Source organism: Streptomyces sp. NPDC048172, assembly GCF_043202595.1.
In the GTDB taxonomy this organism is placed as follows: Bacteria; Actinomycetota; Actinomycetes; order Streptomycetales; family Streptomycetaceae; genus Streptomyces.
This window is the reverse complement of the sequence record NZ_JBIDAT010000008.1, coordinates 222,599-248,020: the sequence shown is the minus strand read 5'-3', so window position 1 is coordinate 248,020 and position 25,422 is coordinate 222,599. Positions and strand designations below refer to the sequence as shown.

Below are 25,422 nucleotides of genomic sequence, written 5' to 3'. Positions count from 1 at the left end.
GGCGTGCGCACTCTGCTCCCGCTTGCCCCGTTGGACACCTTGACGTCGCTTTGCGGCCTCCTTACTTTCACCCCGCCTCGGTCCAATCCGGGGTGCGCACAAGGGTGTTGTAGTCCCACGGGAAGGCGAACGCGTGCACAGACGTCTTAGGACAAGCTCCGTCACGGTCCTGGTGGCCGTCACGGCGACGGCGGTCCCCGCGCTGGCGGGCACCGCCACCGCACGGGACAACGGACCGGGCGGGCCCGGCCGGGGGTCCGCCGCCACCACCGAGCCGCTCCCTCTGGAGCGGCTCTTCGACAATCGGGGGGTGAGCGACGACGCGCGGCCCGGCGCGGCCGACCTCGACGGCGCGGGCCGCTCGCTCTCGGCGGGCGACCTGCGCGCCGCGGGCTGGTCGCCCGGCGCCCGGCTGGACCTCGACGGCGCCTCGCTGCGCTGGCCCGACCGCCGCCCGGGGCGGCCGGACAACGTACGGGCCGACGGGCAGCGCGTACGGCTGCGTGGCAGCGGCAACGCCGTCTCCTTCCTCGTCGCCGCCACCTCGCCCGACGGCCCCGCGGGCCCGGTGAGCGGCTCGGGCACGGTGCGCTACAAGGACGGCTCCCGGAGCACGTACTCCCTCACCGCGCAGGACTGGCGCGGCGGCACACCGGCGACCAAGGCCGTGGCGCTGCCGCACGTCAACACGCGGGACGGCGGGCAACTCGCCGAGAAGGCGAAGCTGTACGCGGTGACGGTGCCGGTGAAGCGGGGCCGCGCGCTCTCCTCCGTCGAACTCCCGCGCGACCCCGGTCCCCGCGCCGACCTGCACGTCTTCGCCGCGTCCGTACGGCGCGACGCCGCGGGCTGGACCGGCAGCTGGTCGGCGAGCACCGGCGGCTACACCGGCACCGGGCTGTGGCGGGACCAGACCATGCGGCTGGTCGTCCACACCTCGGCAGGCGGGCCCCGGGCGCGGATCCGGCTGGAGAACACCTTCGCCTCCGCGCCCGTACGGATAGGCCACGCCTCGATCGCCGTGCAGGGCGAGGGCGCGGCGACGAAGGGGAAGCCGGTGCCGCTGCGGTTCGGCGGGCGCGAGGGGGCGCGGATCCCGGCGGGCGCGCAGGCGTTCAGCGACCCGGTGGGCTTCGACGTGCCCCCCGACACCAATCTGCTGGTGAGCATCCACCTCCCCGACCCGGTCGAGGCGACGCCCGTGCACAGCGAGGCGATCCAGCGCTCGTACCTGAGCGAGAGCGGCAGCGGCGACCGTACGGGCGAGGCGGACGGCGGGGCCTACACGCGCTCGCTGACCATGTGGCCGTTCCTCACCGGCGTCGACGTGGGCGGCGGCCCGGGCTCCGTGGTGACGCTGGGCGACTCGATCACGGACGGGGTCCGCTCGACGCAGGGCGCCAACCGCCGCTGGCCGAACGTGCTGGCGCGGCGCCTCCTGGACCAGGCACCCGGCAGCGGCGTGCCCCGCTACGGGGTGCTCAACCACGGCATCTCCGCGAACCGGGTCGCCTCCGACCGCTACCCCGGCGACGGGGTCTCCACCGACACCGCGGGCGTCAGCGCGCAGAACCGGCTGGAGCGCGACGTGCTGGGCCAGACCGGCGCCCGTACGGTCGTCGTCTTCGAGGGCATCAACGACGTGCGCTGGGGCGCCTCGGCGGACGAGGTGATCGCCGGGCTGCGCTCGATCGCCTCGCGGGCGCGCGAGCGCGGGATGCGGGTGATCGTGGCGACGGTGACGCCCTGCGGCGGCTACAAGGACTGCTCGGCCGAGGTCGACGCGAAGCGACAGGCGGTGAACGCGTTCATCCGGAACAACGGGGGCACCTTCGACGCCGTCTTCGACTTCGACGCGACGGTACGGGATCCGGCCGCTCCGGAACGGATGCGCGCCGAGTACGACTCGGGTGACCATCTGCACCCCGGGGACGCGGGCCTGCGCGCTCTGGCCGAGTCGGTCGACCTGAAGGCCCTGAAGGGCTGATTCCTCTCCCCAACCGCCCCGCGTGGCGCCCTACTTATGGCCAGATCCGTCGATTGGCCGGTGTTTGCCCGACGAGTAGCGTCCTGGGGCATTCCGTGGGGGCGTCCCGCGGAGGGAGGGGGATCACCGTGACGTGGCTGGGTTGGGAGAGTCTTGGCGGGTCATTGACGAGCGCCCCCGGTGTCTCGTCCTGGGCCCCCGGGCGGCTGGACACCTTCGTGCGGGGCACGGACGCCGCCATGTGGCACAAGTGGTACGACCACGGCTGGTCCGGCTGGGAGAGCCTCGGCGGCGTGCTCACCAGCGGGCCCGCCGCGGTCTCCTGGTCCAGCGGGCGCATCGACACGTTCGTGCGCGGCACGGACTCGGCGCTCTGGCACAAGTGGTTCGACGGCAGCTGGTCGGGCTGGGAGAGCCTGGGCGGCGTGCTCTCCTCCGGGCCCGCGGTCTCCAGCTGGGCGGCGGGCAGGCTCGACGTCTTCGTGCGCGGCACCGACTCCGCGCTCTGGCACAAGTGGTACGACAACGGCTGGTCCGGCTGGGAGAGCCTCGGCGGCGTCCTCACCAGCGCGCCCGCCGCGGTCTCCTGGAGCAACGGGCGCATCGACGTCTTCGCGCGCGGCACCGACTCGGCACTGTGGCACAAGTGGTACCAGAACGGCTGGTCCGGCTGGGAGAGCCTCGGCGGCGTACTCTCCTCGGCGCCCTCGGTGGCGAGCTGGAGCAGCGGCAGGCTCGACGTCTTCGTGCGCGGCACCGACTCGGCGCTCTGGCACAAGTGGTTCGACGGCAGCTGGTCGGGCTGGGAGAGCCTGGGCGGCGTCATCACCACCGCGCCCGGCGCGGTCTCCTGGAGCCCGAACCGTATCGACGTCTTCGCGACCGGGACCGACACCGCGATGTGGCACCGCTGGTGGACGCTCGTCCCCACGGTCCGCGTGCACGCCAAGGTCCTCACCGCGCCCAACGTCTCGGTCGACAACGCCATCGCGCGGATGCGCGAGGTCTACGCGACGGCGGGCATAGCGGTCCAGCTCGCCTCGACGGAGAACCTCAATCTGCCCGCGCTCAACGACTGCGACGTCGGCCAGTGCGTACGCGGCCAGACGACGGCCGAGCAGAACCAGCTCTTCGCGAACCGCAACAACGCGACAGCGCAGGACGTCGTCGTCTACTTCGTCCGCTCGACCGTCCCGCCCTTCAACGGCTGCGCCGCGCACCCGGCGGGCCGCCCCGGCGCCGTCGTCGCGCAGGGCGCCACGCAGTGGACACTGGGGCACGAGGTCGGGCACGTGCTGGGCCTCGCGCACGTCAACGACAACGACCGCCTCATGACGGGCAACGGCACGGCGAACATCACCAACCCGCCGCCCGACCTGGTCTCCGACGAGGTGAAGACCATGCTCGACAGCCCGCTCACCCAGGACATCTGAGGAGGCCGCAGTGACTGTCTCGATGCACGACGTGCGCCGGACCCTCGACCCCGAGGAGCCGGACTACGCGTCCGTCGCGCGGCTCGGCCCCGAGAGCCTGCCGCACCTGCGGGCGCTGGTGGGCGGCGACGACGCGCTGCTCGCCTCGAAGGCGGCCTACGCGGCCAGCCTGCTGGACGGCGACACCGGCAAGGAGGTCGTGGAGGTGGCCGCGCGGAGCGAGGACGCGGCTCTGCGGGTCGCGGCGGCGAGCGCCGCGGTGAACCTCCCGGCCGAGTCGGCGGCCACCGTGCTCACCGAACTGGTGACGGACACCGACCACGGCGTCCGCAAGGTGGCCAGGTCGTCCGTCCCCGACGACGCGCCCGCGGCGCTGACCAGCCGGGTCGAGGAGGCCGAACGCGCGGAGCGCGACGGCACCTCCTCCTCCCCCGCCCCCGACGCGGCGCGCACGGCGACGCCGATGCCCGGCGAGCAGCCGGGTCCCTCGGTGATGCCGGGCGAGGGCGCGGCAGGCGGGCTGATGCCCGGCGAACGCCCCGGTGACCAGGGCATGCGCGGCGGCGGCTCCACCGAGGGGACCGCCACCGACGCGCAGCCCGGCACCGGCCGGATGCCCGGCGAGAGCGGCTGACGCGAAGCGGCTCCGCGGGGCCGCGCACCTCCCGGGCCACGGCGCCCCGGACCCGCCCTACACCTCCAGGTCGACCACGACCGGGGCGTGGTCCGAGGCGCCCTTCCCCTTGCGCGCCTCCCGGTCCACGTAGGAGTCCTTGACCGCCTTGCCGAAGGCCGCGTTCCCGTAGACGAGGTCGATGCGCATGCCCTTGTTCTTGGGGAAGCCGAGCTGGCGGTAGTCCCAGTACGTGAACGGCACGTCGTACTTCAGCGCGCGCGGGTAGACCTCGGCCAGGCCCGCTTCCTGAAGCGCGTGCAGCGCCGCGCGCTCGGCGTCCGTGACGTGGGTGGCGCCGTCGAACAGCGAGATGTCCCAGACGTCCTCGTCCTTCGGCGCGATGTTGTAGTCCCCCAGGATCGCGAACGGGAGCGCGCCCGGGGCCGACTTGGCGGCGGTCTCCTTCAGCGCCGCGAGCCACTCCAGCTTGTACGCGTAGTGGGCGTGGCCGACCTCGCGCCCGTTCGGCACGTACACCGACCAGACGCGGACGCCGCCGCAGGTCGCCGCCACGGCCCGGGGCTCCACGGCCCCGTCGTACTCGGGCGCGCCCGGCAGCCCCACCACGGGGTCCTCGACGCCGACCCTGGAGAGCACGGCGACCCCGTTCCACCTCCCGCCCGCGTTGACCACCGACTCGTACCCCAGCTCACGCAGGGCCTCCTCGGGATACGCCTCGGGGGCCACCTTCAGCTCCTGGAGGCAGAGCACGTCCGGCTCGGCGGACGAGAGCCACTCCAGCAGCCGCGGCAGCCGGGCGGTGATCGAGTTGATGTTCCACGTGGCGATGCGCATGCTTCCGAACCTACCGGGTCAGACTGACACTCTCGTCCGCACCGAGGTGCACGTGCTCCGTGCCGTCCGTTCCGGGCCCGCCGGGGCCGAGCTGGCGCTCGAAGAGGGCGATGCCCGTCGCGTTGAGCAGGCCGTCGTGGATGTCGTAGGCCACGCGGGGCTTGACCTCGCGGACGTAGTCGAGGACCTCGGAGAACTTGTTCCAGGGCGCGTGCACCGGCAGCAGCAGCGTCTCGACCGGGCGCTCGGGGACGGTGAGCGCGTCGCCGGGGTGGAAGACGCGGCCGTCCACGACGTAACCGGTGTTCGTGATGCGCGGGATGTCCGGGTGGATCACGGCGTGCAGCTCGCCGTGCGCCTCGACGGCGAAACCCGCCGCCTCGAACGCGTCGCCGTGCCCGACGGTGTGCACGCGGCCCGGGAAGGCCGGGGCGATCTGCTCCGCGACGCTGCGCAGCGTCCAGATCTCCGCCGCCGGGTTGGCCTCCATGGCGGTCCGCAGCCGGCCCTCGTCGAAGTGGTCGGGGTGCTCGTGCGTGACGAGCAGCGCGTCGGCGCCGAGGGCCGCGTCCGCCTCGCTGAAGCCGCCGGGGTCGATGACCAGCGTGCGCCCGTTCCTGGTCAGGCGCACACAGGAGTGGCCCTTCTTGGTCAGTTCGAGAGCGTCCATGCCGGTCATTCTGCTACTCCTCCGGAGTCGTTTCCTCCCGGATCACGCGCTGCGCGACGGCGAACGCGGAGTTCGCCACGGGCATCCCGCAGTAGACCCCGGTGTGCAGCAGCACCTCCTTGATCTCGTCGGGGGTGAGCCCGTTGCGCAGCGCCGCCCGGACGTGCACGGCCAGCTCGTCGAAGTGGCCGCGGGAGGCCAGCGCGGTGAGGGTGACCACCGAGCGGGTGCGGCGGTCGATGCCCGTACGGGTCCACGCCTCGCCCCAGGCGTACCGGGTGACGAAGTGCTCGAAGTCGGCCGTGAAGTCGTCGGTCCCCTCGGTGACCCCGTCCACGTGCGCGTCGCCCAGGACCTCGCGGCGGACCTTCATGCCCACGTCGTAGGAGTCGGTGCGCAGCGAGGCGCGCTCGGCGGACTCCAGCTCGGCGACGGCGGCGGGCTGCGGCGGCGAGGGCGCGATGACGGGCGCGGGCGCCGGGGGTCCGGCGGCGGACTCCTGCCAGGTGGTCGTGAAGTGCCGGATGAGCAGGTCGGTGACGGCTCCCGGCTGCTCGACGGGCGTGAGGTGCGAGGCGCCGGGCACCTGGGCGAGCCGCGCGTCGGGGATCTTCGCGACCAGCGCCCGGGCCTCCGCGGGCGGCGTGAGCTGGTCCTCGGCCCCGGTGACCACCAGCGTGGGCACGCCGATCCCGTCGAGCGAGTGCGTGGCGTCGAAGGAGGCGAACGCCTCGCACGCCGCGATGTAGCAGCCGGGGTCGGTCGTACGGACCATCTGCACGGCCCACTCGACGATCGCGGGCTGCGCGGTGGCGAAGCCGTCGGTGAACCAGCGCTCGGGCGTGGAGCGCGCTATGGGGTCGAGGCCGTTCGTACGGATCACGACGCCGCGCTGGCGCCAGGAGTCCGGCGTCGAGAAGCGGGGCGAGGAGGAGACGAGCGCGAGCGAGGTGACGCGCTGCGGGGCCATGAGGGCGAGCTGGACGCCTATGGCGCCGCCGAGCGAGCAGCCCGCGTAGCCGAAGCGCTCGATGCCCAGCGAGTCGAGGGTGTGCAGCAGCCGCTCGGCGAGCGCCGTGGTGGAGTCGGCCGAGTGCGCCGGGGAGCCGCCGTGCCCCGGCAGGTCGAATCTGAGGACCCGCCAGTGCCGGGTGAGTTCCGGTATCTGCCGGTCCCACATGTGCCAGGTCGTGCCGAGCGCCGGGCCCAGGACGAGTACGGGCGCGTCGTCGGGTCCGTCGGTCCGGTGCTGCAGCGTCTTGGCAGGGGTCGCATCGCTCACCCGGTCACGCTATCGAGAAGCGCAAGCCCGCCACCGCGCGGGGGCGGGCCGGGCTCTTCAGCCCAGCTCAGACCCCGTCGTTCAGAACCTGGTGGTGGACACGACGTACACCCGCGGCCTGGTCTTGTACGTGGTGTCCACGGTGATCGCCAGGTCGGGTTCGCTCTTCTCCTGCTTGTAGACCGCGCCGGAGTAGCGGTGGCCCGGCTCGTCGAGACGCCAGCCGACCTCGCGGGCCTTGGCCTCGCTGATGGTGACGCGGCCCTTCTTGAGCTTGGGCGCGGGCCCGTCGTTGTCGATCTCCTGGAGGAACTCCTTGAGCCGCTTCGGGCTCGTACGGAACTGCACCCACATGGTGCTCTTCTCCCACGAGTTCGCCTCGTAGAAGGCGACCCGGGTGGCCTGCGGCGGGACCGGGACGCTGTAGATGCGCTGGCTGACCTTGGGCGGGCGCTCGTAGGTGAGGCTCGTCGCGGCGGCCGCGCGCTCCTTGTCCTTGCCGCTGTCCCGGCTGACGAACGCCGCCTGGACGAGGAAACCGCCCGGAATCGCGACCAGCAGCACCACGATGAGCAGCACCAGCAGCCGGTGCCGGGGCCGGTACGGCGGGCGCTCGTGCGGATCGCCGCCCGTGGCCTTGTCCGGGGTCCGGGGAGGGGAGGCCGCCGCGGTCACTGGCCCACCGCCCGGCGCAGGTTGTCGGCCGCGCGTTCGTAGCGCTCGTACCGCTCCAGGCGGCGGCGGTTCGCGCGGCGGAAGCGGCGGGCCACCAGCCTTGCGAGGTCGGCGGCCCCGACCATCCCGGCCTCCGGGCCGAGCTGCGCCTTGACGATACGGGCCTCCGGCCGGTAACCCCGGCCGGTGAGGTGGCGGCGGAACGCGTCGCGCGCGGGCCCGATGAGCAGGTCGTCCGCCGCGCTGACACCCCCGCCGATCACGAAGCAGGACGGGTCGAGGGCCGCCGCGAGATTGGCGATGCCGACGCCGAGCCAGGTCCCGATCTCCTGGAGCAGCTCGGTGCACATCGCGTCGCCCTCGCGGGCCAGCTCGGTGATGAGCGGGCCCGTGATGTCGCCGATCTGGCCGCCGACGCGCTCGGTGATCCCGTACGCCACAGGCGACTCGGCGGCTGCCAGCTCGCGCGCCTCTCTGACCAGCGCGTTCCCCGAGCTGTACTGCTCCCAGCACCCTCTGTTGCCGCAGGGGCAGCGGTGGCCGCCGGGGACGACCTGCATATGGCCGAACTCCCCGGCCACCCCGTACTTGCCGCGCTTCACGCGGCCGTCCTCCAGGATCGCGCCGCCGATCCCGGTGCCGAGGGTGATCATCACGAGGTGGTCCTCGCCGCGTCCGGCGCCGAAGCGCCACTCGCCCCAGGCCGCCGTGTTCGCGTCGTTGTCGACCATCACCGGGACGGCGAGGCGGGCCGTGAGGGCGTCCTTGAGCGGCTCGTCGCGCCAGGCCAGGTGCGGGGCGAAGAGCACCCGGGAGCGGTCCGCGTCGATCCAGCCCGCGGCGCCGATGCCGACGGCGTGCACGTCGTGCCGGTCGGACAGGTCGAGCACCAGCTCGGCGATGGTGTCCTCGACGACCTTCGGGCTCTTGGACTTCTCCGGCGTCTCGGCCCGTACCTTCTCCAGGATCACGCCGTCGGCGTCCACGACGCCCGCCATGACCTTGGTGCCGCCGATGTCGATACCGACGGTGGGGACCCGCGGCGCCGACAGATGGGAGCGGCGTTCGCGTGTGCTGACGGTGCGGAGGACGCTCGCGCTGGGCGCCGTCCGGCGCCTGGAGAGCCTGTCGGCTCGTTGCAGGCCGTCCATGCTCATCTGGTCGTCCCTCTGGGGTGTGATTGTCGGGCGCCCCCGATTCTGCCAGGGATCAACGGTACGTCGCCGCCCCGACGGATGAGACCCCGCAGCCCCTGTGCGGGGTTGCCCGGAAGCGGGGCTGAGTCCGGGGAGCCCCGTGCTGTGCATCGCAGGCTGCCCCTGCTTCGCGGCTTGTCGCGCAGTTCCCCGCGCCCCTGAGACGGCCCCTTCGAGACGTGCCCCGTCAGGGGCGCGGGGAACTGCGCGAGCGGCCACAGCGCAGCCGCAGACCGCGAAGTGCGGGCAGGGGCAGCCCCTACCGCTCCAGTTCGTGGCTGAGCTCTTCCAATTCCGAGCCGCCTGCCATCTGGCGGACCAGCTCCTCCAGCTCCAGCCCTGACTTCTCGTAGCTGCCAGCCATGGCGCCCCGCTTGAGCAGCACGAAACGGTCACCCACCAGATACGCGTGGTGCGGATTGTGGGTGATCAGCACCACGCCGAGCCCGGCGTCACGGGCCTTGGCCACGTACTTCAGGACGACCCCCGACTGCTTCACGCCCAGCGCAGCGGTCGGCTCGTCCAGCACCAGCACCTTCGCGCCGAAGTGGATCGCGCGGGCGATGGCGACGGACTGCCGCTCGCCGCCCGAGAGCGTGCCGATCGGCTGGTCGACGTCGCGCAGGTCGATACCCATGCGCAGCAGCTCACTGTGCGTGGTCCGGCGCATCGTCTCGACGTCCATGCGCCGCAGCGGCCCCCAGCCGACGGTGGGCTCGGAGCCGAGGAAGAAGTTCCGCCAGACGGGCATCAGGGGGACGACGGCCAGGTCCTGGTAGACGGTGGCGATGCCCAGGCCCAGCGCCTCGCGCGGCGAGGAGAGCCGGGTGTCCTCGCCCTGGATGCGCAGGGCGCCGCCGTCGTGCTGGTGCAGCCCCGAGATGATCTTGATGAGGGTGGACTTGCCCGCGCCGTTGTCGCCGAGGACGCAGGTGATCTCGCCCGCGTGCACCTGGAGGGAGACCTCGTCCAGGGCGCGGATGTTCCCGTAGAACTTGCTGACGGCGTCCAGCTCGACCAGGGGTCCAGGGCTCGCGTCTGTGACGTCGCTCATCGGTTCGCCTCCGCCCGCTTCCGGATCCACGCGTTGAGCAGGGTCGCGAGCAGCAGCATCGCGCCCAGGAAGAACTTGAACCAGTCGGGGTTCCACTGCGCGTAGACGATGCCCTTGTTCGCCATGCCGAAGATGAACGCGCCGATGGCGGCGCCCACCGCCGAGCCGTAGCCGCCGGTCAGCAGGCAGCCGCCGATGACGGCCGCCGCGATGTAGATCAGCTCGTTGCCGACGCCCTCGCCCGACTGGACGACGTCGTAGTTGAAGAGGAGGTGCTGGCCCGAGATCCAGGCGGCGAAGGCCACGCCCATGTAGAGCCCGATCTTGGTGCGGCCGACCGGGACGCCGACCGCGCGGGCCGCGTCCACGCCGCCGCCGACGGCGAAGATCCAGTTCCCGGCGCGCGTACGGAGCAGGATCCAGGTCGCGACCGCGATCAGCGCCAGCCACCACAGGACGGTGATCTGGATGTCGACGTCGCCGATCGTGAACTGCGAGGCGAAGACGTCCTTCGCGGAGGGGAAGCCCTCCATGTCGCTGATGCTCTTGGTGGAGACGGTGCCGCTGATCACCTTGGTGAGGCCCAGGTTCAGGCCCGTCAGCATCAGGAAGGTGGCCAGCGTGATGATGAAGCTGGGGAGCTTGGTGCGGGTCAGCATGAAGCCGTTGAAGAAGCCGATGGCGAGGGTGACCAGCAGGGACACCGCGACGCCGACCCAGACGTTCGCCGTCATCTGGTAGCTGAACATCGAGGAGACCAGCGCCGAGGACGTCACCATCACGCCCGTCGACAGGTCGAACTCGCCGCCGATCATCAGCAGCGCCACCGGCACCGCCATGATCCCGATCGTCGACGAGAAGTAGAGCACCGTGGAGAGGCTGGAGGCCCGCAGGAAGCTGTCGGCGACCAGCGAGAAGAAGACGAAGAGCGCGACGGCGCCGACGACCGCGCCCAGCTCGGGGCGGCGCATCGCGCGGGCGAGGAACGAACGGTGCACGAGCCGGTCGTCGGCTCCCGATGGTGCGGCGACTGTCATCGTGTCCCCCGCTTCGTCAGCTCTTCCAGCTTGCCCGCGTCCTTCTTGGTGAGGATCTGCGGCCCCGTGAGCACCGGCTTGCCGCCGCCGAGCATGTCCCGGTTGTAGCGGTAGAGCCAGAGCAGGTCGACGGACTCGTAGCCCTGCATGTACGGCTGCTGGTCGACGGCGAAGCCGATGGTGCCGTCCTTGAGGCCGGAGGCGACCTTGGCGTTCAGGTCGAAGGTGTCGACCTCGGCCTTGCTGCCCGCGTCCTTCTTCGCCTCGGCGGCGGTGGCCGCGAAGGGGGCGCCGAGCGTGACGACCGTGTCCACCTTCTTGTCGGACTGCAGCTTGGCCTCGACGGACGACTGGACGCCCGGCATGTTCGTGCCCTCGACGTAGAGGTCCTCGACCTTGCCGTCGAAGGTCTTCTTGATGCCTTCGCAGCGCTGCTCGTGGCCGACGTTGCCCTGCTCGTGGAGGAGGCAGATGGCCTTCTTCTTCCCCCGGTCGTTCAGCTCGCGGCCGACGGCCTCGCCGGCCAGGACCTCGTCCTGGCCGATGTGGGTGAGGGCGCCGAAGTCCTTGGACTCCTCCTGGCCCGAGTTGATCGTGATCACCGGGATGCCCGCCTTGACGGCCTTCTTCACGACCTTCTTCATCGCGGAGGGCTTGGCGAGGGTGACGATCAGGCCGTCGACCTTCTTGTCGATCGCGGCCTGCACGAGCTGGGCCTGGCGGCCGGCCTCCTTGTCGTGCGAGTAGAGGAACTCGATGTTGTCCTTGGCGGCGGCCTGCTTGGCGCCGCTCTGCACGATGTCCCAGTAGGTGTCGCCGTCGCCCGAGTGGGTGACCATCGCGACCTTCCAGCGCGGCGTGGTCACGTTCGCCTTGCCGGAGGCGCCCTGCTCGCGGGCCTCCTCGGCGCGCTTCCCGCCCGTGGAGCTGCACCCGGCGAGCCCCGCCACGACGGCGATGACGACAGCCATCACGGCCCCCCTCGTACGTACGGACGTACGAGACCTCTGCACGCTGGCCACGGTGTTCTGCCCTCTCGGTACGGGGATTCCTGCGACAAATGTCCCGGTTGATCCAGCTTGATCGCCCAGGGCACCGCACAAGTATCCGTCACCTTGGCGAGAAAGCACTCAGCGGGTTCCGCGCTCCGTGTACTTCTCCAGCCTCGGTACGTCGGCCCGCGTGACGATCTCGGGGCCTGTGAGCACGGGCTTGCCGCCGCCCAGGCCGTTGGCGTTGTACTTGTGCAGCCAGAGCAGGTCGACCGCCTCGTACCCCTGCATGTACGGCTGCTGGTCCACGGCGAAGCCGATCCGTTTCGCCTTCAGCTCCTTGACGACCTGCGCGTTCAGGTCGAAGGTGACGACCTCGGCGTCGCTGCCCGCCTTCTCCTTGGCCTTCGCGGAGGTCGCGGCGAAGGGGGCGCCGAGCGTGACGATGGTGTCGATGCCCTTGTCGGACTGGAGCTTGGCCTCGACGGAGGACTGGACGCCCGGCATGTTCGTCCCGTCGACGTTGAGGGTCGTCAGCGCGCCCTTGAACGTCTTCTTCGCCCCGGCGCAGCGCTCCTCCAGCGAGACGTTGCCCTGCTCGTGGATGACGCAGAGCGCCTTCTTCTTCCCGCGCTCGTTCAGTTCCTCGCCGACCGCCTCGCCCGCGACGGCCTCGTCCTGGCCGATGTGCGCGAGCGCGCCCATGTCCGGCGAGAACTGGGCGCCGGAGTTGATCGTGACGACCGGTATGCCCTTCTTGACCGCCTTCTTCACGACGGCGCGGAGCGCGTCCGGCTTGGCGAGCGTGACGATCAGCCCGTCGACGTCCTTGTCGATCGCGGACTGCACGAGCTGCGCCTGCTGACCGCCCTCCTTGTTGTTCGCGTAGTCGAAGTTGATGTTGTCCTTCCGGGCGGCCTGCTTGGCGCCGCTCTGCACGATGTCCCAGAACGTGTCGCCCTCGCCGGAGTGCGTCACCATCGCGACCGTCATCCGCGGCGTGTCCACGCCGCCGCCCTTGCCGCCCTTGTTCTCGTCCTCGTCGGCCTTCTTGCCCCCGGAATCGCTGCACCCCGCCAGCAGGGCGGTGGTGACGAGAAGGGCTGCCCCCATCGATGCCGTACGCCTGTGCGCCATGGGCGAGTTGTAGCGGCGGGGGTGGGGACCGTCAATGCACCGGGCACGCCCCGTCCGCAGGCCTGACGAAGAGCACCCCACAAGGGGCGCGGGGAACTGCGCGCCAAGCCACGACGCGGCGGCAGCCCGCGAAGCACAGCCCGGGGCACCCCGAACCCGGCCCCGTTGCGCGGGACACCCGGCGTGGGGCTGCGCTTGCCAACCCTGCTCCCCCAAGCTCTTCGAGCAGGGGGGACCCCCAGCGCAGACTTCCCAAGCCCAGTGGGGCGGAGGGAGAAGCAGAGGCACCGCCCGCTCGTGCTACGGCCGTACCAGCAGCTGGAAGTCGAAGGAGTACCGGGAAGCCCGGTAGAGGTGGGAGCCGTACTCGACGGGGCGGCCCGTGTCGTCGAAGGTGGTGCGCTGCATCGTGAGCAGCGGCGCGCCCTCCGGCTCACCGAGCAGCTCGCCCTCCGGCGCGGTGGCGGCGCGCGCGCCCACCGACTGGCGTGCGCTGTGCAGCGTGACGCCCGCGCCGCGCATCAGCCGGTAGAGGCCCGTGGACTCCAACTCCTCGCGCTCCGCGGGCAGCAGCTCCAGCGGGAGGTGGTTGCGCAGGTACGCCATCGGCTCGCCGTGCGTGAGCCGCAGGCGCTCGACGACGCGCACCTCCGTGCCCTCGGCGACGGCGAGCGCCGCGGCCACCTCGGCGGTGGCGTCCTCCGTCGCGTACCGCAGCACGCGGGTCGCGGGGCGCTGGCCCGCGGCCTCCAGGTCGTCGTAGAGACTGGACAGCTCCAGGGGGCGCTTGACCTGGCTGTGCACGACCTGCGTGCCGATGCCGCGCCGGCGCACCAGGAGCCCCTTGTCCACCAGGGACTGGATGGCCTGTCTCACCGTGGGCCGCGAGAGGCCGAGCCGGCTCGCCAGCTCGATCTCGTTGCCCAGCAGACTGCCCGGCGCGAGTTTTCCGCGCTCGATGGCGGCTTCTAGTTGCTGGGAGAGCTGGAAGTACAGCGGGACCGGACTGCTGCGGTCCACACTGAGCTGGAGGTCCACCGGATCATTCTTGGCCACGGAGGGAGCGTAGTGCCCTACGGGGGACCACGGGAACCGTACGTTCGATTGTCAGGACGAAAAGACAACCCGTTGACAGCGCTGGTCGCGCGGTCCAGCGTAGGGCCATGCGCATCGGACTCATCGGAACCGGCAGGATCGGCACCCTTCACGCCCGTACCCTCACCGCACATCCCGAGGTCACCGAGGTCGTCGTCACAGACGCGGACGGGATGCGGGCCGTCGAGGTCGCCGCGGCGCTCGACGCGACCTCCGTGCCGACGGTGTCCGAGCTCTTCTCCCTGGACATCCACGCGGTGGTCATCGCCTCCGCGACCTCCTCGCACGCCGAGCTGATCCGCACCGCCGCCGAGCGCGGGCTGCCGGTCTTCTGCGAGAAGCCCGTCGCGCTCGACCTGCCCGGCACCCGGGACGCGCTGCGCGCGGTGGACGAGGCGGGGACGCTGCTCCAGATCGGCTTCATGCGCCGCTTCGACGCGGGGTACGCGGCGGCCCGCGAGGCCGTACGCGAGGGTCGCCTCGGCCGCCTCCACACCATCCGCGCCCTCACCTCCGACCCGGCCCCGCCCCCCGCCGCCTACCTCCCGCTCTCCGGCGGCCTCTACCGCGACTGCCTCGTGCACGACTTCGACGCGGTGCGCTGGGTGACGGGCCGCGAGGTCCTCTCCGTCTACGCCGCGGGGTCCGACGCGGGCCCCGGCATGTTCCGCGCCGCGGGCGACGTGGACACGGCGGCGGCGCTCCTCACCCTGGACGACGGCACGCTGTGCACGGCCACGGCCACCCGCGTGAACGGCGCGGGGTACGACGTCCGGATGGAACTCGCGGGCGAGGCCGACCAGTTCGCCGTCGGCCTCGACGCCCGTACGCCGATCACGTCCCTGGAGCCCACGGCCCCCGCCGCGCCGGACAAGCCCTGGCCCGGCTTCATCGACCGCTTCGGCCCGGCGTACGAGGCCGAACTGGCCGCCTTCGTCCGCGCGGTCCGCGGCGAGATCCCCAACCCCTGCGACGGCCACGAGGCCCTGGAGGCCCTCCGAGTCGCCGAAGCCTGCGAACGCTCCCGCACGACGGGCCTGCCGGTCACCCTCGCGGAGATCCTCTGAGGGACCGGCGCTCCCGGAAGGGAGCGCCGGTCCCCGGGCGGTGACGCGCGGCAACGCGTGCCCGCCGAATGCCCCTGGTCGTACCGGTGGAGCCCGCAACTCTCAGGGAGCGGTGCGGGACTGCTCCCGCACTCCGAAGATGCTCGCAGAGCCGGCGTCACAGAACGGCAAGCGGAGATGGGACTCCGCCGCATCTACGGCGGCCGGGACGGGCGCGTCCGGTCACCGTTTCCGGGTTCCCACTGATCACAGGGGGTCGCGGGGCGATCAGAACCGCTCGTTCTCCCGGGCGAGGCCGGGACAGGCGCGCATCAATTCCGGGGGCGTCCCTTGGGCCCCTGCTTCTGCCCGTGCGGAGTGGCACGATTCAGTTCAGCCGCCGGTGTCGGCAAACACCGGTCGGCCGCAGACACGTGGAGCCCGCAACGCGCCCGGGCACTCCTGCCGGGCGGCAGATCCCAGGAGGCACACCCATGTCCCGTTTCCCCGCGCCGACTTGCTGCGTCGGCCCGGTCCCACCCGCCCGGTTCCGCCCGTCCGGCTCCGACACGGTCGTCATCGTCGTGATCGCCGTGCTCGCGTCCGCGCTGGCCGTCGCCGGACTGGCGCCGTCCGCGATCCTCGACGTGCTCGGCACCGCGGGTCTGGTGGCCCTGGGCACGCTTCTCACCCTGCGCGGCGTGCGCGGCGGCAGCCGTACGGTCCGGCTGCTGATACAGGGCATGCGGGCCGCCACGGCGGCCTGACGGACCCGAAGCCGTGGGACGGAGAGAGAAACCGATCACCACGTCGAACCGTGCGCTGGCCGAGCTGGCCCAGTGGCTGCGCGACCAGCGCACGGCGCGGCGACCGGTCCTGACGTACGCCCAACTGGCCGCCCGTACGGGGCTGCACGCCACGACGCTGCAGCGTGCCGCCTCGGGCGCCTCGGTGCCCACCGCCGCGGTCGTCACGGCATTCGCCCAGGCCTGCGGCGTACCGCCCGAGATCGCGCTCCAGCTCCGGACGCGCGCCCGCCAGGAAGCGCTGCGGGCCGACGGGGACGGGCAGGAGGCGCCCACCCCGGAGGCCGTCAAGGACCCGCCGGAGCTCTCCGCCGCACTCCAGGGCCTGCACGCCGAGGCGGGCGGACCGACCATGCGGGAGATGGAACGGCGCGCGGGCGGCTACGGGAAGCTGCCGCACAACACGGCCCACCGGATCCTGCGCGGCAAGACGGTGCCGAGGGACGAACAGCAGTTCCTCGCCTTCCTCGACGCCTGCGACGTCGCGCCGAGGGAGCGGCAGCGCTGGGTGGACGCGTGGCGCCGGGTCTCGGGCGCCACGACGGGCACCGCCGGAACCGCCGGAACCGCAGACGTCGCAGGCACCCCGGGCAGCGCCGGAACGCCCTCCCCCGAGTGGGAGACACGGCCCGGCAGCCAGACCCGGATCGCCATCCCCGTGCCGCTCCCCCAACCGCCCGTACCGCCCCCGCGCTCGCGGGAAGCGCGCCTGCGCTTCTCGGTCCTCGGGCCCGTACGGGTGTGGCACGGCGACCGCGCCCTGCTGACGGGTTCGCCGCAGCAGCGTGCGCTGCTCGCGGCCCTGCTGCTGCGCGACGGGCGTACGGCCACGGCCGAGGAGCTGATCGACGCGATCTGGGGCGAGGATCCCCCGGACCGAGCCAAGGCGGCGCTCCGCACGTACGCGTCCCGTATCCGCAAGTCTCTCGGCCCCGACGCCGATCTCCTCGCCAGCGAGTCCGGCGGCTACGCGCTCCGGCTCACCGGTGACGAGTCCGTCGACCTGCACAACGCGCAGGGCCTGGCCACGTACGCCGAGAAGGCCGAGACCCTCGGAGACCGCCTCCGCGCCCGCGACCTCTACGACAGCGCACTCGCGGAGTGGGACGGCGAGCCCCTCGCCCACGTCCCCGGGCCCTACGCGGAGACCCACCGCATCCGCCTGGAGGAGTGGCGCCTCGACCTCCTCGAACACCGCCTCGACCTGGACCTCCAGACCGGCGACCACGCGCAGGCGGCCAGCGAGCTGACGGCCCTCACCGCCGCCCACCCCCTGCGCGAACGCCTCCGCGAACTCCTGATGCTGGCCCTCTACCGCAGCGGCCGCCAGGCGGAGGCACTCGCCGTCTACGCCGACACCCGCCGCCTCCTCGCCGACGAGCTCGGTGTCGATCCCCGCCCCGAACTCTCCGAGCTCCAGCAGCGCATCCTGGAGGCCGACGAGGAGCTGGCGTACTCGGCCGACCCCGCGCCCGAGCCCGCCGCACCGGCGGTCATGCGCCCGGCCCAGCTCCCGGCCACGATCGCCGACTTCACCGGCCGTGTCTCCTTCATACGCGAGCTCGGCGACCAGCTCGCCGCCGCCGACGGCACGGCCATGGTCGTCTCGGCGGTCGCGGGCATCGGGGGCGTGGGCAAGACGACGCTGGCCGTCCATGTCGCCCACGCCGCGCGTGACCGCTTCCCGGACGGCCAGCTCTATGTGGACCTCCAGGGCGCGGGGTCCTCCCCCGCCGATCCCGAGGCCGTTCTCGGCGCCTTCCTGCGCGCGCTCGGCACCCCGGACGCCGCCATTCCGGACGGGCCCGTGGAGCGCGCGGCCCTCTACCGGTCCCTGCTCGCGGACCGCCGGGTCCTGGTGGTGCTGGACAACGCCCGGGACGCGTCCCAGGTACGGCCCCTGCTGCCCAGCACGGCTGGCTGCGCGGCCCTGGTGACCAGCCGCGTCCGCATGGTCGACCTCGCCGTCGCCCACCTCGTGGACCTGGACGTCATGAGCCCCGACGAGGCCATGGCCCTCTTCACCCGCATCGTCGGCGAGGAGCGCGTCGGCGCCGAGCGCGAGGCCGCCATGGACGTCGTCGCCGCGTGCGGCTTCCTCCCCCTGGCCATCCGCATCGCCGCGGCCCGCCTCGCCTCCCGCCGCACCTGGACCGTCTCGGTCCTCGCCACCAAGCTCGCCGACGAACGCCGCCGCCTCGACGAGCTCCAGGCCGGCGACCAGGCCGTCAGGGCCACCTTCGAGCTCGGCTACGGCCAGCTCGACACCGAACAGGCCCGCGCCTTCCGCCTGCTCGGCCGCACCCGGGGACGGGACATCCCGTTGCACGCGGCGGCGGGCCTGCTCGACCGCTCCCTGGAGGAGACGGAGGACATCCTCGAATCCCTGGTCGACACCTCGCTCCTGGAGTCGGCGGGCCCGGGGCGCTATCGCCTGCACAACCTCGTCCGGCTCACCGCCAGGACGCGGCTCAGCGGCCAGGAGCCAGGTTCTTCACCATGAACGTGCAGGCGTCGGCGACCCGGTGGGTGACGCCCACGCCGTCCTCGTAGGACCAGCAGTCGAGGTACGGCGTCGTGGGGTGGTAGCCGAGGCGGCGGTAGAGGGCTCTCGCGCGGGGGTTGTTGCGTTCGACGCCGAGGCCGATGCGGGTGCAGCCACGGCCGGAGGCCAGCCGCTCGGCCTCGCGGATCAGCTCGGTGCCGATGCCCAGCGAGCGGAGCGTCTCCGGCCACACCCCGAGCCCGTTGACCTCGGGGCAGTCCGCGTGCACGGCCTGCACCTCGGGCGCCGCGCATCCTTCCCAGCGGACCTCGCAGCTGCCGACCGGCACCTCGTGCCGCCAGGCGACCAGGAATGTGCCCTCTCCGGCGCGCTGGCGCGCGTACCGCCGCTGGTGGGAGGAGACCGCGCCCGGGGACGGCATGTGCTTGTCGAGCAGCTCGACGTCTTCTTCCCGGCACTCGCTGATCCTCATAGGACAACCCTAGAGACTTCGCTCGGCCGTTCGACCCCCCATACCGGTCTCGTCTCCTGGACCCTCACGGAGCCCTCACCAGCGGAACCCGGAGGGGGCCTATCGCGCGTGATGCGGAACCGCATCCTCCAGTCGCTGGAGGAGCTCGGTGACGCGCTTGGTGACCGTCTCGCGGTCGCCCTCGGTGAGCGCGGAGCCCATGCCGCAGGCGGCGGCGCCCGCCGCGATCCACTCCGGCGCGTCCTCGACGGTGACGCCGCCGGTCGGCAGCACGGGGGCCTGCGGCAGCGCGGCCCGTACATCGCGGAGCCAGCGCGGGCTGTGCGCGGAGGCGGGGAAGAGCTTGAGGGCGTCGGCGCCCAGCTCCAGGGCGCGCACCATCTCGGTGGGGCTGGCGACGCCGGGGAAGACCGGCACGCCGTAGCGGTGGCCGGTGCGTATGACCTCGGCGTCCAGGCTCGGCGAGACGAGGAAGCGGGCGCCCGCGTCGACAGCGAGCCGTGCCGAGGCACCGTCCAGCACCGTGCCCGCGCCGATGACCGAGTCGTCGCCGGTCTCCCGGCGGAGCGTGCTGATCGCCTCCAGCGCGAACGGCGTCGTCAGCGAGATCTCCAGACTGGTGACCCCGGCTCCGAGCAGGGTGTCCGCGGCAGCGGTGGCCTTCTCGTAGCTCTCTCCGCGCACGATGGCGAAGACGCGCTGCTCCAGCGCTGCCCTGGTGATCTCCCAGCGGTACACGGCAAGTTCGCCGCCTCTCTTGTTTCTCTTCGGTAGGTCGAGCGTGGTGCCTGTGCCTGGTACGCGGTGCCTGGTATGCGGTGCCTGGTACGTGGTACGTGGTGCCTGTTGTCCGGTGATTGTGGCGGTCGCGGCGTGAACGGGGCGTGACGTCAGCGGTGCACGGAATCGGTGCCCCGGGTGAAGCCCGAGAGCGCCCGGTCACGGGCCGCGGCGGTCGGCAGTCCGTCGGTGTCGGCGGGCGCCTGCACGACGAGCGCCGCCACGCACGCGGCCTCGGCCAGCGCCGTGGGCTCGTCGCGCCCGCGCAGCCACGCCGAGAGCCAGCCCGCGGCGAACGCGTCGCCCGCGCCCACCGGGTCCACCAGCGGCACCTCGAAGGGCGGCTGCTCCCACTGGCCCTCGGCCGTGTGAGCCACCGCCGTGTGATCGCGCCGCTTGACCACGACCGTACGGGCGCGGCCCATCGTCAGCAGCGCCTTCGCGCCCTCCCCCGCGCCGCCGCCGAGCAGCAGCTCCAGCTCGTCCTCCCCCGCGAGGACGAGATCGGCTTCGCGCAGCAGCGGGCCGACGACCCGCATCCAGTCGTGGTCCGTGCCGAGCTTGCGGCGGACGTTGGGGTCGAACGAGACGGCGGCACCGGCCTGCCTGGCCCGCTCGATCAGCGTCCGGGTCGCCTGCGCGGCCTGCTCGGAGAGCATCGGCGTGATGCCGGTGACGTGCACGACCCGGACCCCGGCGAGCGCCTCGGGGGTGATCTGCGCGGGGCTGAGGAGCGAGGCCGCGGAGCCGCCCCGGTAGTACTGGACGTCGATCGCGCGGTGCGGGTGGCTGTCGCGCAGCAGCAGGCCCGTGGGGGCCTGGGGGTCCATCTCGGCGCACGAGACGTCGATCCCGTCGGCCCGCAGCTCGCGCAGCACCGCCTCGCCCGCCGGGTCGTCGCCGACCCTGCCGATCCAGCGCGCCCAGTGCCCGAGCCGGGCGAGCCCGGCGGCGACATTGGACTCGGCGCCCGCCACGGAACGACGGAAGTGCGTGGCACGTTCCAGTGGCATGCCCGGTTCGGCGAGCATCAGCAGCATCGCCTCACCGCACGTAACCGCCTCTGGGCCGTTTCTCACCGGTAACTCCCCATATCTACCGCCGATGCATCACTCTCTGTGGGGAACGTTACCCGCTCAGGACGCCAAAGCCACCCCCGGGGGCGGCTCCCCTTGCCCGATGCGGAACGGAAGCGAGAGGGAGACGGTACAGGTCCCCGGCCCCCGCGAAGGCCAACTTGGGCGCAGACGCCCACCATTCACACAACCGGCGCCCGGGCCACCGCCTCCCACCGCCTCCCACCGCCTCCCCACGCCGCCCGCGCACAGCGAGGACGGCCGCCGCTCCTGTGGGGGTGGGAGCGACGGCCGTCGGGGGGGGGGGGGGAAGGGTCAGCAGGAGTAGTCGACGAGGTCGAACGACTCGTAGTGGTCGGCGGTGTAGTAGTCCTCCTGGTCCTTGTCACCGGTGACGATGCGGCGGGCACCGCGGTCGTCCTCGCCCGGCGTCTTGACCGTGTACTCGTGGTAGTAGCCGTCATCCTGCTGCGGCAGGATGCCCTCACGGTTCTGGAAGACCGTGCCGTCCTGCGGGTACGGGTAGGGGCCGCCCTTCTCGATGAGCTCAAGGGTGTCGTGCGCCTCGGCGGGCAGCTTCGACTGACAGATGTCTCCGACGTCGGCGACCCTCGCGGTCTGTGCCGAGTGTGCCGAGTGTGCCGTCTGCACGGCCGCGACCGGCGTGGGGGCCGGTGCCGCACTGGCGTTGACGAGGGCGGGCCCACCGACCAACAGGCTGGCGGTGAGAGCCCCGAGGGCGCTGACGCGGGCGATACGTGGGGGGAATCTCATGCGTCCCATGGTGACGCGCGTAGATGACATGTCAACGCCAACCACACGAATTTTTCCGGGTGTTCACGTGCCCCGCAGCGCCAGATCCATCAGCCCCGTCGTCAACTCCTGGTCCCGAGCGGGGACGTCCCACTCGCCGCCCGCCCCGGTCCGCACGGCGCCGTTGCTGATCCAGAAGACCATCGTGCGCGTGCCGAGGCCGCGGGCGTAGCGCCCGTACGTCCAGTCGTTGCCGCCGTCGTGGGTCGCGACGCGGTCGCCGCGGTAGGGGATGAGCGACCACCAGTAGCCATAGCTCGATCCGGCCTCGCCGTCGCCTCCGCCCCCTCCGTCCCCTTCCTCCTCCTCGACGTACGGCGTGAAGAGCTTCTTCTTCGCCTTCGCGGAGAGCACCCGCGTGCCCTCCAGGGCGCGGTGCCAGCGGAACATGTCGTGGGGCGTGGAGAGCATGCCGCCGTTGCCGCGCAGATACCAGTACGGACCGTCGGACGCCCACGGGTGCTCGTACGGCCTGCCCTGGCTCCTGCCCTTCTCGTCGAACTCCACCGCGACGCGGTCGCGGGACCAGTGCGGCAGCACGTATCCCGTGTCGCGCATGCCCGCGGGGGCGAAGAGGTGGCGGCGCAGATACGTCTCGTAGCCGACGCCGGACGCCTTCTCCACGACGGCCGCCAGCACGCTGTACCCCAGGTTGGAGTAGTGGTAGGCCGCGCCGGGGCGGGACTGGAGCTTCGAGCGCAGGGCGCGGTCGAGCATCCGGTCGCGGGAGACCGGCTCGTAGTCGTCGCCTATGCCCTCGGCCAGGCCCGAGGTGTGGGTGAGGAGCTGGTGGAGGGTGATGCCCCGCTTGTCCTTCGGTACGCCGTCCACCCAGGCGCCGAGCCTGTCGGTGACGCGCAGGCGGCCCTGCTGCTCCAGCTTGACGAGCGCGGCGGCCGTGAACTGCTTGGTGAGCGAGCAGATGTCGTACACCGTCTCGCAGCCGCCGCCCGCACCGCTGCCCGTACCGCCCCCGCCGAATCCCCGGCAGTGCAGCAGCTTGCCGTCGCGCGCCACGGCCGCTGCCCCGGGGACGCCCCGGGGCAGCTTCTTGTCCAGGAACCGCTGGACCGCCGGATCGGCCGGACCGGCCGGACCGGACGGACCGGCCGGACCGGACGGACCGGCCGGACCGGACGGACCGGCCGAATTCACCGCTCCGGCCGGTCCCGCTCCAGTGACCGGGAGCGCGAGCGCCAGTGCCAGCCCCGCCCCCGTCAGCGCTCTCCACCTCATGGGTCCCAGCGAAGCAGGGCCCGGGTAAGGGTGCCGTCAACTCCGTTTGTCAGCCGCCGAGTTCGGCGTGGCGCGTGGCCAGCCGGCGCGCGCCCTCGTCCGTCAGCGAGCCGTGCAGCCGCAGCCGCGCGATGCCGCCGTCAGGGTAGATGTCCATCCGTACGTGCGTGATTGCGGGCGCGTCCTCCAGGAGGAAGCGGTGCACGGCGTCCGGCTCCAGCTGCGTACGGGGCAGGAGTTCGGTCCACTCGCCGGACTCGCCGTCGCGGCCTGAGAGGGAGACCCAGCCCGCGGCGTTGCCCAGGTAGTAGCCGGTGTCGATCTCCACGGCGCGGATGCGGCCCTGTCCGGCGAGCGCGTAGCGCACCCAGTCGTGGCCGTCGTCGCGGCGCCGCCGGGTCTCCCAGCCGTCGTACATCTTCTGCGAGCGGCCCGGCAGGATCGTGTGCACCGGCGGCGAGAAGAAGCGGTCCGAGGCGTCCTCGGCGACGCCGCCGTTCTCCAGCGCGACGAGGTCGAAGGTGCCCAGCGCGGTGAGCCACGCGGGGTCCGGGACGGCCTCGCCGTGCACCCGGAGCCGGGCGATGCCGCCGTCGGGGTGCTGGCTGACGCGGAGGTGGGTGAAGCGGCGCTCCTCGCCGATGGCGAAGGCGTTCGCCGCGTGCCCGCCCACCGGCGTCCTGGGCACGAGGACCGTCCACTTCACGTCGTCGGCGAGCAGCTCCTCCGGCGAGGGCGTGCCGGGCACGGAGGCGGCCTCGACGGAGACGGACTGCGGGTAGTTGCCGCGGAAGTGGGCGGTGTCGACGACGAGTCCGCGGATGACGCCGGGCGTGCCGAGGCGTACGAGCGCCCAGTCGTGGTCGTCACCTGCCGGGTGCGGGACGGCGGCGGAGGCACCGCGCCTGCGGCGGGTCTCCCAGCCGTCCATGATCTTGCCCTTGTGCCCGAAGGCGTTCGGGTCGAAGACGGGGCGCTCGGGCCGCAGCATGTTCTCGCGCTCGGCGAAGAACTCGTCATTGGCGGCGACGACGGCGGCGCCCATCCTGCGGTCGGCGAGGTCGGGGAGGTGGGCGAAGGGCAGCCCCCCTTCCGGAGCGCGGTAGTCGGCGTACGGGTCGCCGCCGCCGTACGGGTTCGCGTCTCCTTCGTAGCGGGGTATGCCGGAGCCAGAGGTCGCCGCTGCCATTCAGTCAGCCTTCCTTTCGATCAGTCGTCCACTGCGCTGTACGGGAATCCCGTGGTCCGCGACGCGCTCGCCGCGCAGCCAGGCCGAACGGACGACGCCGTGCAGCGTCTTCCCCGCGTACGCGGTGACCTGGTTGCGGTGGTGGAGCCGCGCGGGGTCCACGGTGAAGGTCTCTTCGGGGGCGAGGACCGCGAAGTCCGCGTCGTTCCCCGGGGTGATCGCGCCCTTGCCGGTCACGCCCGCGAGGCGCGCGGGCGCCGCGGACATCCAGCGGGCCACGTCGGCGAGCCCGTGGCCGCGCCGCCGGGCCTCGGTCCAGACGGCGGGCAGACCGAGCTGGAGGGAGGAGATGCCGCCCCAGGCCGTGCCGAAGTCGGGCGTCTTGAGGTCGGTGGTGCACGGCGAGTGGTCGGAGACGACACAGTCCAGGACACCCTCGCCGAGGGCGGTCCACAGCGCGTCCTGGTTCTCCTTCTCGCGGATGGGCGGGCAGCACTTGAACTCGGTGGCGCCGTCCGGCACCTCCTCGGCGGTGAGCGTGAGGAAGTGCGGGCAGGTCTCGGCGGTCACGCGGACGCCCTCGCGGCGGGCCTCGGCGAGCAGCGGGAGCACGCCCTCGGAGGAGACGTGCAGGACGTGGACGCGGGTGCCGTGCTCGGCGGCGAGGGCGACGAGCCGTGCCACGGCCTCGTTCTCGGCGTCGCGGGGACGGGAGGCGAGGAAGTCGGCGTAGGCGGGGCCGCCCTTCTGCGGGGCGCTCGCCAGCAGCCCGGGGTCCTCGGCGTGCACGATGAGCAGGCCGTCGAAGGAGGCGATCTCGATCATCGCGTCCTTCAGCCCGGCCGGGTCCAGCTCGGGGAACTCCTCGACGCCGGACGGCGAGAGGAAGCACTTGAAGCCGAAGACGCCCGCCTCGTGCAGGGGCCGCAGCTCGCGGACGTTCCCGGGGATCGCGCCGCCCCAGAAGCCGACGTCGGTGTGGGCCTTGTCGCGGGCGACGTCGCGCTTGACGGCGAGGTGGCCGGCCGTGGTCGTCGGCGGGAGGGAGTTGAGCGGCATGTCGAGGAGGGTGGTGATGCCACCCGCCGCCGCGGCGCGCGTCGCGGTCCAGAAGCCCTCCCACTCCGAGCGCCCCGGGTCGTTCACATGGACGTGGGTGTCGACCAGGCCCGGCAGCAGCGCGTCGTCACCGACATCGACCAGCTCGGCGCCGCGCGGCACCTCCGCGTCGTGCGGCAGTACGGCCGCGATCGTGCCGTCCGGGGCGACGGTCACGGTGGCGGGGCGTACGCCGTCGGGGAGCACGGCGCGGCGGGAGCGCAGGACGAGCGGCACGTCGCGGGAGACGTCGGCGGGCACGTCGGGGGCACCGTTCAAGCGGACCTCCTTCAACAGAACGTTGAAGGCATAGTCACCTCAGGGACCTGGGCAGTCAAGGGTTGACACCCTGGAGAAGTCCACAAAATGGA

23 protein-coding genes are annotated in these 25,422 nt (G+C 72.4%); 6 read left to right on the top strand and 17 right to left on the bottom strand.

Translation table 11 applies throughout. The annotated features are described in order from the left end of the window. The first annotated feature begins 133 nt into the window (after window positions 1–133). From ACGF3A_RS32940 to ACGF3A_RS32930, 3 genes are all read left to right on the top strand, one after another. On the top strand, window positions 134–1,987 hold the full coding sequence (locus tag ACGF3A_RS32940) for an SGNH/GDSL hydrolase family protein (RefSeq protein WP_393734081.1): 1,854 nt from the start codon (window positions 134–136) through the stop codon (window positions 1,985–1,987). 164 nt (window positions 1,988–2,151) lie between these two features. Beyond that, window positions 2,152–3,420, top strand: coding sequence for a hypothetical protein (locus tag ACGF3A_RS32935; RefSeq protein ID WP_393734079.1), 1,269 nt, complete (start codon window positions 2,152–2,154; stop codon window positions 3,418–3,420). A gap of 10 nt (window positions 3,421–3,430) precedes the next feature. Then, entirely contained in the window at window positions 3,431–4,054 is a 624-nt protein-coding gene (locus ACGF3A_RS32930; RefSeq protein ID WP_393734078.1) for a hypothetical protein, read from the top strand. 57 nt (window positions 4,055–4,111) lie between these two features. On the opposite strand, the gene ACGF3A_RS32925 is transcribed toward ACGF3A_RS32930, so the two are convergent. From ACGF3A_RS32925 to ACGF3A_RS32880, 10 genes are all read right to left on the bottom strand, one after another. After that, complete coding sequence (locus ACGF3A_RS32925) at window positions 4,112–4,891, bottom strand: exodeoxyribonuclease III (RefSeq protein ID WP_393734077.1); 780 nt, start codon at window positions 4,889–4,891, stop codon at window positions 4,112–4,114. 10 nt (window positions 4,892–4,901) lie between these two features. Continuing rightward, a complete protein-coding gene (locus ACGF3A_RS32920) occupies window positions 4,902–5,561 on the bottom strand; it encodes an MBL fold metallo-hydrolase (protein WP_393734271.1) in 660 nt (219 codons plus the stop codon). Window positions 5,562–5,574: 13 nt separating this feature from the next. Further along, window positions 5,575–6,843 (bottom strand): alpha/beta fold hydrolase, encoded by a 1,269-nt coding sequence (locus ACGF3A_RS32915; RefSeq protein WP_393734076.1) that lies wholly within the window; start codon window positions 6,841–6,843, stop codon window positions 5,575–5,577. Between the two features lie 81 nt (window positions 6,844–6,924). Further along, entirely contained in the window at window positions 6,925–7,518 is a 594-nt protein-coding gene (locus ACGF3A_RS32910) for a hypothetical protein (protein ID WP_393734075.1), read from the bottom strand. Beyond that, on the bottom strand, window positions 7,515–8,669 hold the full coding sequence (locus ACGF3A_RS32905) for an ROK family glucokinase (RefSeq protein WP_344533849.1): 1,155 nt from the start codon (window positions 8,667–8,669) through the stop codon (window positions 7,515–7,517). The genes ACGF3A_RS32910 and ACGF3A_RS32905 overlap by 4 nt, the downstream gene beginning before the upstream one ends. A gap of 304 nt (window positions 8,670–8,973) precedes the next feature. After that, on the bottom strand, window positions 8,974–9,768 hold the full coding sequence (locus ACGF3A_RS32900; RefSeq protein WP_393734074.1) for an ATP-binding cassette domain-containing protein: 795 nt from the start codon (window positions 9,766–9,768) through the stop codon (window positions 8,974–8,976). Continuing rightward, window positions 9,765–10,805, bottom strand: coding sequence for an ABC transporter permease (locus tag ACGF3A_RS32895; protein WP_393734073.1), 1,041 nt, complete (start codon window positions 10,803–10,805; stop codon window positions 9,765–9,767). Before ACGF3A_RS32895 ends, ACGF3A_RS32900 begins: the two co-directional genes overlap by 4 nt. Continuing rightward, entirely contained in the window at window positions 10,802–11,776 is a 975-nt protein-coding gene (locus ACGF3A_RS32890; protein WP_393734072.1) for a substrate-binding domain-containing protein, read from the bottom strand. Before ACGF3A_RS32890 ends, ACGF3A_RS32895 begins: the two co-directional genes overlap by 4 nt. 159 nt (window positions 11,777–11,935) lie before the next feature. Then, entirely contained in the window at window positions 11,936–12,934 is a 999-nt protein-coding gene (locus ACGF3A_RS32885) for a sugar ABC transporter substrate-binding protein (RefSeq protein WP_393734071.1), read from the bottom strand. Window positions 12,935–13,234: 300 nt separating this feature from the next. After that, window positions 13,235–13,972, bottom strand: coding sequence for a GntR family transcriptional regulator (locus ACGF3A_RS32880; RefSeq protein WP_393734270.1), 738 nt, complete (start codon window positions 13,970–13,972; stop codon window positions 13,235–13,237). A 125-nt stretch (window positions 13,973–14,097) separates the two neighbouring features. Here ACGF3A_RS32880 and ACGF3A_RS32875 point away from each other — a divergent pair, with 125 nt between their 5' ends. The 3 genes from ACGF3A_RS32875 to ACGF3A_RS32865 all read left to right on the top strand — a co-directional run bounded on the left by ACGF3A_RS32875 (window position 14,098) and on the right by ACGF3A_RS32865 (window position 18,384). After that, window positions 14,098–15,096, top strand: a complete 999-nt coding sequence (locus tag ACGF3A_RS32875; protein ID WP_393734070.1) for a Gfo/Idh/MocA family oxidoreductase — start codon at window positions 14,098–14,100, stop codon at window positions 15,094–15,096. 473 nt (window positions 15,097–15,569) lie between these two features. Beyond that, window positions 15,570–15,842, top strand: a complete 273-nt coding sequence (locus ACGF3A_RS32870) for a hypothetical protein (RefSeq protein ID WP_393734069.1) — start codon at window positions 15,570–15,572, stop codon at window positions 15,840–15,842. Between the two features lie 13 nt (window positions 15,843–15,855). Next, entirely contained in the window at window positions 15,856–18,384 is a 2,529-nt protein-coding gene (locus ACGF3A_RS32865; RefSeq protein WP_393734068.1) for a BTAD domain-containing putative transcriptional regulator, read from the top strand. On the opposite strand, the gene ACGF3A_RS32860 is transcribed toward ACGF3A_RS32865, so the two are convergent. The 7 genes from ACGF3A_RS32860 to allB all read right to left on the bottom strand — a co-directional run bounded on the left by ACGF3A_RS32860 (window position 18,353) and on the right by allB (window position 25,330). Beyond that, window positions 18,353–18,859 (bottom strand): GNAT family N-acetyltransferase, encoded by a 507-nt coding sequence (locus ACGF3A_RS32860; RefSeq protein WP_393734067.1) that lies wholly within the window; start codon window positions 18,857–18,859, stop codon window positions 18,353–18,355. The genes ACGF3A_RS32865 and ACGF3A_RS32860 overlap by 32 nt on opposite strands. A 99-nt stretch (window positions 18,860–18,958) precedes the next feature. After that, the gene (locus tag ACGF3A_RS32855; protein ID WP_393734066.1) at window positions 18,959–19,597 is read right to left on the bottom strand and encodes a bifunctional 4-hydroxy-2-oxoglutarate aldolase/2-dehydro-3-deoxy-phosphogluconate aldolase; all 639 of its coding nucleotides are present in this window, start codon (window positions 19,595–19,597) and stop codon (window positions 18,959–18,961) included. Window positions 19,598–19,749: 152 nt separating this feature from the next. Further along, window positions 19,750–20,679 carry a sugar kinase gene (locus tag ACGF3A_RS32850; RefSeq protein ID WP_393734269.1) on the bottom strand — a complete coding sequence of 310 codons (930 nt, stop codon included), beginning with the start codon at window positions 20,677–20,679 and terminating at the stop codon, window positions 19,750–19,752. 351 nt (window positions 20,680–21,030) lie between these two features. Then, window positions 21,031–21,489, bottom strand: a complete 459-nt coding sequence (locus ACGF3A_RS32845) for a ribonuclease domain-containing protein (protein WP_393734065.1) — start codon at window positions 21,487–21,489, stop codon at window positions 21,031–21,033. A gap of 63 nt (window positions 21,490–21,552) precedes the next feature. Continuing rightward, the gene (locus ACGF3A_RS32840; RefSeq protein ID WP_393734063.1) at window positions 21,553–22,764 is read right to left on the bottom strand and encodes a serine hydrolase; all 1,212 of its coding nucleotides are present in this window, start codon (window positions 22,762–22,764) and stop codon (window positions 21,553–21,555) included. A gap of 49 nt (window positions 22,765–22,813) precedes the next feature. After that, window positions 22,814–23,953, bottom strand: coding sequence for an allantoicase (gene alc, locus ACGF3A_RS32835; protein ID WP_393734062.1), 1,140 nt, complete (start codon window positions 23,951–23,953; stop codon window positions 22,814–22,816). Continuing rightward, window positions 23,954–25,330 (bottom strand): allantoinase AllB, encoded by a 1,377-nt coding sequence (gene allB, locus ACGF3A_RS32830; protein WP_393734061.1) that lies wholly within the window; start codon window positions 25,328–25,330, stop codon window positions 23,954–23,956. Between the last annotated feature and the right edge of the window lie 92 nt (window positions 25,331–25,422).